The following is a 6,105-nucleotide window of genomic DNA, read 5'->3' as shown; positions in this document are numbered from 1 at the left end:
GACCGGCACGCGCGTCCGGTGTGGACGGTGGGCTGCGCGCTGCTCGCGGGCTGTGCCGCCCTGGCCGTACTGCTGGCTCCCGGCGGCCTTCCGCTGGGCGAGGCGCTCACCGCGCGGGCACCCTCGGTACGTGCCCAGTCGGCCTTGGCGGCGCACTTCCCGGCGGGCACCGGCAGCCCGGCCATCGTGGTGGCCGATTCCGAGGGCGCCGCACGGACGCGACAGCGGGTGGACGCGACGCCGGGGGTCGCCCGCACCGAGGTCATCGCGACCCGGCCCCGTACGACGATCGCGGCCACTCTCGACAGCGCCCCGGACAGCGAGCGCGCCCAGGAGACGGTCGCCCGTCTCCGCACGGCCACGGGCGGCCGGGCCCGGGTCGGGGGCTATCCGGCGCAGGTGTACGACATGCAGCAGGCGGCCGAGCGGGACCGTACCCGCGTGCTGCCCGCCGTCCTGGTGATCGTGCTGCTGCTCCTGCTGGGGCTGTTGCGGAGTCTGGCGCTGCCGGTTGTGCTGGTCGTCGTGGCCGTGGGCAACTTCCTCGCGGCACTGGGTATTTCCGCGGTGATCTTCGACGTCGCCTTCGGTTCGACCGCGACGGAGCCGTCCCTCGTGCTGTTCTCGTTCGTGTTCCTGATCGCGCTCGGGGTGGACTACAACATCTTCCTCATGCACCGCGTCCGCCGGGAGTCCCTGCTCGCGGGACAGCGCATCGGCACGCTCCGGGGACTGCGGGCCACGGGGAACGCCATCAGCTCGGCGGGGGTCGTGCTGGCCGTCACCTTCGCCACCCTGGCCGTGATGCCGCTGCGCTACCTCGCGCAGATCGGCGTCATCGTCGCGGTGGGCGTGCTGCTCGACACCCTGTTCGTCCGCCCGTTCCTCGTCCCGGCCTTCACCCTGGACATGGGCCCCTGGCTGTGGTGGCCGACGAAGCCACCGGCGGGCCCGCAACTGGGCAACGTGGGCGAGCAGCGGTCCCAGCCGGAGCTGGCCTCGGTCTGACAGCGGAACGGTGGGGCCGGCCCCCGCTCATGGGCCGACCTCACCGCGTTCCGGATCAGTACCAGTAGCCTGAGTTCCAGTAGCCGTTGCCCCACCAGCCGTCGTGCCAGTGGTTGTGCCAACGGTGGTGCGAGTTGCCATAGCCGTCATGTCCGTGGCGGTCGTGGCCGTAGCCGTTGTGGCCGTACCGGTCGTGGTGGCGGTTGTCGTAGCCGTGGTGGCCGTACCGGTCGTGGTGGCGGTTGTCGTAGCCGTTGTGGCCCGATCCCCGGTCGCCGTGGTGCTGGCTGTAGGAGGCCGGCGCCGACCCGGGTACGGACGCCGACGCGGTGCCCGCCGTGCCGATGGCGGCGCCGCCGGCCAGCATCGCTCCGGCCGCCGCGAGGACAGCGGCCCGCTTCACACTGAGTGCGCGCATTGAGTACACCTCCCCTCAGGTCTCGAAGCGTTCATGTCTTTGATTCGGAGCGAGGGCTGCCACGGTTTGCCCCGCTTCGTACTTTCTACCGAGGGCCGGCTGTCCCGTCGGACACGCATCCAAGGGGCATCCCGTGACGAATTACCTGAAAGGCCCCTGAAGGTGTTCGTCATGAAGCGCGATTCCTGCCGTCTCAGCTACGACTCCCCCGGCCCCGTGGACGCGGTGCGCGACGATCTGCGCGACCACCTGGCCCGCTGGCATGCGGCGGAGTTCGCGGACGACGCATCGGTGGTGGTCAGCGAGCTGGTCTCCAACGCGCTGCGGCACGGCAGGCCGCCCGTCCGGGTGGCGTGCGCGCTGCGGCGGCGGTCCCCCGACGGGCCGGCGCTCCGCATCGAGGTGGCCGACGCGGGGCCGAGCTTCGACACCACCCTGGTCCGGGCCCGGTGGCGGCATCCGTCCTTCGCGCTGGAGGAGTCCGGCCGGGGACTGTTCCTGGTCGACGCCCTGGCCAGCCGCTGGGGCGACGAGCCGACCCTTGACGGGCACACCGTCTGGGCCGTCCTGGACCCCCCGGACGGATAGCACTCGAACGGCCGCAGGCGGGCGTCCACCGGGCGCGGGGACGGCGCCCGGCCCACAGGCTGGACAGGAAGGAGTGCGAGGGAGGGACGACACCGATGCCCAGGAACAGGTCCGCCGACGACCGCCGTCTCGACGGCTGGCTGACGGCGACCGCGCACGGCAGCGAGGAGGCGTTCACCCTGCTGTACGACAGCCTGTCCGGCTCCGTGCGCGGTCTGGCCCTGCGCGTGGTGCGCGACGCCTCGCAGGCGGAGGAGGTCGCGCAGGAGGTCATGCTGGAGGTGTGGCGTACGGCGGCCCGCTTCCACCCCGAGCACGCTTCGGCCAAGGCGTGGGTGTTCGCCCTGGCACACCACCGCGCGGTCGACCGGGTCCGCTCGGCGCAGGCCGCCTCCGACCGGGACCGCAGGGTGGCGGAGGGCAACAGTGAGCGCCCGTTCGACGTGGTGGCCGAGCTGGTGCAGGACCGCGACGAGCAGCGCAGGCTCTACCGCTGCCTGGCCGCGCTGTGCCAGAACCTGCGGGTGCCGCTGGTGCTGGCCTACTACGAGGGCCTGACGTACGACGAGGTCGCCCGCGCCCTGAGCAAGCCTCCCGGCACGGTGAAGACGCGGATGCGCACCGGGCTGCACCGGCTGCGGGAGTGCCTGGAGGCCGGAGAATGAACACGGCTCCCGGCGATCACGACGCGGTCGGCGCGTACGTCCTCGACGCCCTGTCCCCGGACGAACGCGCCGCCTTCGAGAACCACCTCGCGGCCTGCGCGGCCTGCCGGGAGGAGGCCGCACAGCTCATGGAGGCGGTGGTCGGACTTGCTGAGGCCGTCTCGCTGCCCCCGGACGACGCGGCCCGCACCCGCGTGCTGGCAGACATCCGGAACATCCGGCAGGAGACCCCTCCGGCACGGCCGAGCCGGGCCCGACGGCTGCTCCCCTGGGCGCTCGCCGCCTGCCTCGCGGTGGCCGTCGCCGGCGGATCGATCGCCTGGTGGCAGCACGAGGAGGCGCGGGACGCCCGGCGCACGGCGCAGGAACAGGAGCGCCGTGCCTCCTCGCTCGCCGACGTGGTGACCGCCCCGGATGCCACCGTGCGCACCGTTGAGCTGAGCAACGGCGCACGGGCGAGCGTGGTCATGTCCCGGCAGAAGCAGAAGGCGGCCTTCGTGGCCACCGGGCTGCCCGCCCTCAGCGAGGGGAAGGTGTACCAGCTCTGGTACGCCGACAACGGCACCACCTTCCGCTCCGGCGGCCTGCTCTCCGGCACGGGAGGCCGTCAGGGCCGGGTCCTGCTGGGCCCCCTCGGCCGGGCGACGGCCGTCGGGATCACGGTGGAACCGGCGGGAGGGTCGAATCAGCCGACAACCGCGCCGCTTGGGGTGGTTCAGCTCTGAGGCACGGCGTCGTGCCGGGCCGCACGACACCGAGCGAGCCTGACGAACAGGCCTCGGCTCGCGCTGACTTGGCGGGTGACGGCGATCCTGCGCAATACGTCGTCGCGCGCGTTCCTCGGGCAGTCCTCATCGGTCGCGGTCAATGGCGTCCCCCTCTCGGGCTCGGTACGGCGGAGACCCGCCCGGGCCGTCGGCACCCCGGGCGGGAGCAGGTCCGCCGGGTCAGCTCTTGGGCATCAGGACGGTGTCGATGATGTAGACGCTGGCGTTGGCGGTCTTGACGTTGCCGCAGACGACCTTGGCGGAGTCGTTGACGGTGTAGGACTCGCCCATGCCGGAGGTCGCCAGCTTCGACTTCTCCAGGGTGCCGAAGGAGCCGTTCTCCAGGTCCTTCGGCGTGAGCTTCCGGCCGACGACGTGGTAGGTCAGGATCTTGGTGAGCTGGGCCTTGTCGGCGAGGACCTTGTCCAGCGTGGCCTTCGGGATCTTGTTGAAGGCGTCGTTGGTGGGCGCGAAGACCGTGATGTTCTGCGCGTTGTTGAGGGTGTCGACCAGACCGGCCTTCTTCACCGCGGTGACCAGCGTGGACAGCGCCGGGTTGTTGGAGGCGGCGGTGGCGACCGGGTCCTTGGCCATGCCGTCGAAGGAACCCGCGCCGTTCTTCGGCACCGAGGAACAGGCCGGGCCGAACGGCTGGTCCATGCTGCTCATGCCCGCGCTGCTCTCCGGGGCCGACGCGGACGCGGACGCCGACGCCTTGGAGCCGGACTTGGCCGAGTCGCTGTCGCCGCCGGAGCAGGCGCTGAGCGCGAGGGGCAGCATGAGGGCGGCCGAGACGAGACCGGTGGTGCGGCGGATGCGAGCGTTCATTGGGTTTTCTCCTGTTGTCGAGAGGCAGCAACGGGCTGCCGGATGCAGAGAGTTGGTCAGGGGGCGGGGAGCCGGTCGGGGCTCACTCCGCGGTCACGACGACGGAGTGCCGGCCGCTCGCGCCGTCGGGGATGGTCCGGGCGCGCTTCTCCGTCTGCACGCTTCCGGTGCGGTCGGTGGCGCGCACGGTGAGGGTGTGGGACCCCTTGGTCGCCTGCCAGGGGAAGGACCACTGGCGCCAGGTGTCACGGGTGTCCTCGGCGGCGAGGTGGGCCTCCTGCCAGGGACCGTCGTCCACCCGTACCTCGACCTTGTCGATGCCCCGGTGCTGGGCCCAGGCGACCCCGGCCACCATCACGGTGCCGGACTTGGGCCGGGCGAACGGCTTGGGGGTGTCGATCCGGGACTGCGTCTTGATCGGCGCCTTCCGCGCCCAGCCTCGCTTGACCCAGTACGGGTCGTAGGAGTCGAACGTGGTGAGTTCGATGTCCTGGATCCACTTGCAGGCGGAGACGTAGCCGTACAGGCCGGGCACGAGCATGCGTACCGGGAAGCCGTGCTCGAAGGGCAGCGGTTCGCCGTTCATGCCGACGGCGAGCATGGCGTCGCGGCCGTCCATGATGTCCTCGACGGGTGTGCCGATGGTCATGCCGTCCACCGAGCGGGCCACCAACTGGTCGGCCGGTCCGCCGTGCGAGGGAGCCTTCACCCCGCATTCGGCGAGCAGGTCGGCCAGGCGGACGCCGGTCCAGCGGGCGTTGCCGACGTACGGGCCGCCGACCTCGTTCGACACGCAGGTCAGGGTGATGCGGCGCTCGATCAGCCGTCGGCGCAGCAGGTCGTCGAAGGTGAAGGTGGCCGGGCGGGTCACGCCCTTGCCGTGCACGCGGAGGTGCCAGGCGGTGGCGTCCACCTTGGGGACCACCAGGGCGGTGTCGACACGGTAGAAGCTCTTGTTGGGCGTGACGTAGGGGCTGACACCGTCGACCCGCAGGGCCGTCCGCGCCGGTACCGGCCGTGCGGGCGAGCCGGGGCGGGGCAGGACGACCTGCTCGCGGGAGGCGACGGCGTCTCCCGCCCGGCTGCCGCTCAGCGTCCGGCCGGCCCCGCCCACGACGGCGGACGCGGCGGCCGCGGAGGTGGCCGCGATGACGAACCCCCGCCGGTCCCAGTCGCCGGGCTCGCTGTCAGGGACCGGTACGGGGGTGATGAGACGTCCGGCCAGGAAGGAGAGGAGCAGCGCGCCGACGACGGCCCCGATCAGGGACGGCAGCGTGTCCGTGAAGCCTCGGGAGTCCGGGCGGGTGAGGGCGGCCACCGCGCCGATGACGCCGAACAGGAGGACCCCGGCCGCTCCGACGACCCGGCGGCGTACCGCCAGCGCACCCAGGCCCAGGGCGAGGAGCGCGAGGACGACGAGGATGCCGAGCTGGAGCACCAGCTTGTCGTTGGTGCCGAAGTGACGGATCGCCCAGTCCTTGACCGCCGCCGGGGTCTGGTCGATGGAGGCCCCGCCGACCACGACCACCGGGCTCGCCTGCGGCCGTACCCCCGCCGCCACCAGCTCGGCCACCGCCAGCGCGGCGGACCCGGCGAGCACGCCGCTCAGTGCGCCCAGCGCCGTCCGCGCCGGCCCCGGTGATCTCCTTGGGTCGCTCTGTTCCTCACTCACGCGGGGAATCCGGGGCCGGGTGCGGGGCCGGATTGGTGGCTTCCTCAGATCGGATGAAGACGCATCTCACACCAATCCGGGCGGCGTTCGGCGACGGATCATCCGGGTGTCGCCGCATGACTGTTGAGGTGCTGTCAGCCGGTCCGGCCGCTGATGTCC

The 6,105-nt window shown here is 72.2% G+C and carries 7 protein-coding genes; 4 read left to right on the top strand and 3 right to left on the bottom strand.

The genetic code is table 11. The features are described from left to right. Window positions 1-1,008 (top strand): MMPL family transporter (locus tag GT030_RS32195; RefSeq protein WP_161204106.1); only part of this gene is annotated, 1,008 nt, incomplete at its 5' end. Between the two features lie 55 nt (window positions 1,009-1,063). Here the strand turns inward: GT030_RS32195 and GT030_RS32190 are convergent. Continuing rightward, a complete protein-coding gene (locus tag GT030_RS32190) occupies window positions 1,064-1,426 on the bottom strand; it encodes a hypothetical protein (RefSeq protein WP_161204105.1) in 363 nt (120 codons plus the stop codon). 171 nt (window positions 1,427-1,597) lie between these two features. Between GT030_RS32190 and GT030_RS32185 the strand changes: the two genes are divergently transcribed. The 3 genes from GT030_RS32185 (at window position 1,598) to GT030_RS32175 (ending at window position 3,404) form a co-directional block, all read left to right on the top strand. Then, window positions 1,598-2,014, top strand: coding sequence for an ATP-binding protein (locus GT030_RS32185; RefSeq protein WP_202460836.1), 417 nt, complete (start codon window positions 1,598-1,600; stop codon window positions 2,012-2,014). A gap of 95 nt (window positions 2,015-2,109) precedes the next feature. Then, the gene (locus GT030_RS32180; protein ID WP_161204103.1) at window positions 2,110-2,679 is read left to right on the top strand and encodes a sigma-70 family RNA polymerase sigma factor; all 570 of its coding nucleotides are present in this window, start codon (window positions 2,110-2,112) and stop codon (window positions 2,677-2,679) included. Continuing rightward, window positions 2,676-3,404: an anti-sigma factor gene (locus GT030_RS32175; protein ID WP_161204102.1), complete on the top strand. Its 729-nt coding sequence runs from the start codon at window positions 2,676-2,678 to the stop codon at window positions 3,402-3,404. Before GT030_RS32180 ends, GT030_RS32175 begins: the two co-directional genes overlap by 4 nt. 222 nt (window positions 3,405-3,626) lie before the next feature. Here the strand turns inward: GT030_RS32175 and GT030_RS32170 are convergent, their stop codons facing one another. Next, window positions 3,627-4,274, bottom strand: a complete 648-nt coding sequence (locus GT030_RS32170; protein ID WP_161204101.1) for a fasciclin domain-containing protein — start codon at window positions 4,272-4,274, stop codon at window positions 3,627-3,629. Between the two features lie 82 nt (window positions 4,275-4,356). Beyond that, complete coding sequence (locus GT030_RS32165; protein ID WP_161204100.1) at window positions 4,357-5,946, bottom strand: molybdopterin-dependent oxidoreductase; 1,590 nt, start codon at window positions 5,944-5,946, stop codon at window positions 4,357-4,359. Between the last annotated feature and the right edge of the window lie 159 nt (window positions 5,947-6,105).

Source organism: Streptomyces sp. SID1328 (genome assembly GCF_009865595.1).
Taxonomy (GTDB): Bacteria; Actinomycetota; Actinomycetes; order Streptomycetales; family Streptomycetaceae; genus Streptomyces; species Streptomyces griseoluteus.
This window is presented reverse-complemented; position numbering and strand designations above follow the sequence as displayed.

Excerpts from the sequence above, each read along its gene's own strand:
- GT030_RS32190 (WP_161204105.1), bottom strand. The coding sequence starts at position 1,426 with ATGCGCGCACTCAGTGTGAAGCGGGCCGCTGTCCTCGCGGCGGCCGGA.
- GT030_RS32185 (WP_202460836.1), top strand. The coding sequence starts at position 1,598 with ATGAAGCGCGATTCCTGCCGTCTCAGCTACGACTCCCCCGGCCCCGTG.
- GT030_RS32180 (WP_161204103.1), top strand. The coding sequence starts at position 2,110 with ATGCCCAGGAACAGGTCCGCCGACGACCGCCGTCTCGACGGCTGGCTG.
- GT030_RS32175 (WP_161204102.1), top strand. The coding sequence starts at position 2,676 with ATGAACACGGCTCCCGGCGATCACGACGCGGTCGGCGCGTACGTCCTC.
- GT030_RS32170 (WP_161204101.1), bottom strand. The coding sequence starts at position 4,274 with ATGAACGCTCGCATCCGCCGCACCACCGGTCTCGTCTCGGCCGCCCTC.